A 1,994-nucleotide genomic window follows, 5' to 3' on the forward strand; every position below is an offset into this window, starting at 1 on the left:
CTGTCCGTCGGACAGGCGATGCGTTAAACGTAAGGCAACGTAAAGATCCCCCGCTTAGCGCCCCTCTTCGCTTCATTTTCCACCACTCATCCTCTATCCTGAGCGTTAACACACGCCATACCACTGGGTCCTGGAAGACAAATATGAAACGGACAAAAAATATTAATCATTCGTCGTTCCGCAAAAGCTGGAGCGCACGCCATCTGACGCCGGTCGCGCTGGCCGTCACCGCGGTCTTTATGCTCGCCGGTTGTGAAAAAAGCGACGAAACGGTGTCGCTGTACCAGAACGCCGATGACTGCTCCGCCGCCAACCCGGGCAAAGCAGCCGAATGCACCACGGCCTACACCAACGCGGTAAAAGAGGCAGAGCGCACTGCGCCGAAGTATGCCACCCGCGAAGACTGCGTCGCCGAGTTTGGCGAAGGCCAGTGCCAGCAGACGCCAGCCCAGGCGGGCGTCGCCCCGGAAAACCAGGCGCAGGCGCAAAGCAGCGGCAGCTTCTGGATGCCGCTGATGGCCGGCTACATGATGGGCCGCCTGATGGGCGGCGGCATGGCGCAACAGCAGCCGCTGTTCAGCTCGAAAAATCCGGCCAGCCCGGCCTACGGTCAGTACACTGACGCCAGCGGCAAGAGCTATGGCGCCGCCCAGCCGGGCCGCACCATGAATGTGCCGAAAACCGCGATGGCGCCGAAGCCAGCCACCACCACCACCGTCACCCGCGGCGGCTTTGGCGAGTCGGTAGCGAAACAGTCGACCATGCAGCGTAGCGCCGCAGGCTCAACGTCCTCTTCTCGCTCAATGGGCGGCTAAGCAACATGGAAAGAGTCAGTATTACCGAGCGCCCGGACTGGCGCGAGAAAGCGACCGAGTACGGTTTCAACTTCCATACCATGTACGGCGAGCCCTACTGGAGCGAAGAGGCGTATTACAAGCTGACCCTCGCGCAGGTGGAAAAGCTGGAAGCGGTCACCGCTGAGCTACATCAGATGTGCCTCCAGGTGGTGGAAAAAGTGATCGCCAGCGATGAGCTGATGACCAAATTCCGCATCCCTAAACACACCTGGGGTTTTGTACGCCAGTCGTGGAAAACCAACCAGCCGTCGCTCTACTCACGTCTCGACCTGGCCTGGGATGGCGTCGGCGAACCGAAGCTGCTGGAGAACAATGCCGACACCCCGACCTCGCTGTATGAAGCGGCCTTCTTCCAGTGGATCTGGCTGGAAGATCAGCTCAACGCCGGCAAGCTGCCGGCGGGCAGCGACCAGTTCAACAGTTTGCAGGAAAAGCTGATCGATCGCTTCGGCGAGCTGCGCGAGCAGTTTGGCTTTCAGCTGCTGCATATGGCCTGCTGCCGCGATACCGTTGAAGATCGCGGTACCGTGCAGTATCTGCAGGACTGCGCCGCTGAAGCGGGGCTGGCGACGGAATTCCTCTACGTTGAAGATATCGGCCTGGGCGAAAAAGGCCAGTTTACCGATCTGCAGGATCAGGTGATTGGCAATCTGTTCAAGCTCTATCCGTGGGAGTTTATGCTGCGGGAGATGTTCTCCACCAAGCTGGAAGACGCTGGCGTCCGCTGGCTGGAGCCGGCGTGGAAAAGCATTATCTCCAACAAGGCGCTGCTGCCGATGCTGTGGGAGATGTTCCCCAATCACCCTAATCTGCTGGCGGCCTACTTCAGCGAAGATACTCACCCGGAGATGGAGAAGTACGTCATTAAGCCAATCTTCTCCCGCGAAGGTGCTAACGTGTCGATCGTTGAAAATGGCAAAGTGGTGGAGGCAGTAGAAGGCCCGTACGGGGAAGAAGGCACCATCGTGCAGGCGTTTTACCCGCTGCCGAAGTTTGGCGATAGCTATACGCTGATTGGCAGCTGGCTCATCAACGACCAGCCTGCAGGGATCGGTATTCGCGAAGACCGGGCGCTGATCACCCAGGATCTGTCGCGCTTCTATCCGCACATTTTCGTCGAATAATGCCGCCCCCCCG

Annotated in this window: 2 protein-coding genes; both read left to right on the forward strand. The window is 59.2% G+C overall.

Annotated elements, in window-relative coordinates; translation table 11 throughout:
- Positions 1–143: 143 nt before the first annotated feature.
- Positions 144–815 carry a DUF1190 family protein gene (locus tag HMPREF9538_RS09310; RefSeq protein ID WP_002916849.1) on the forward strand — a complete coding sequence of 224 codons (672 nt, stop codon included), beginning with the start codon at positions 144–146 and terminating at the stop codon, positions 813–815.
- 5 nt (positions 816–820) lie between these two features.
- On the forward strand, positions 821–1,981 hold the full coding sequence (locus HMPREF9538_RS09305; protein ID WP_004144540.1) for a glutathionylspermidine synthase family protein: 1,161 nt from the start codon (positions 821–823) through the stop codon (positions 1,979–1,981).
- Positions 1,982–1,994: the final 13 nt, after the last annotated feature.

The organism is Klebsiella sp. MS 92-3 (genome assembly GCF_000195655.1).
GTDB classification, from domain to species: domain Bacteria; phylum Pseudomonadota; class Gammaproteobacteria; order Enterobacterales; family Enterobacteriaceae; genus Klebsiella; species Klebsiella pneumoniae.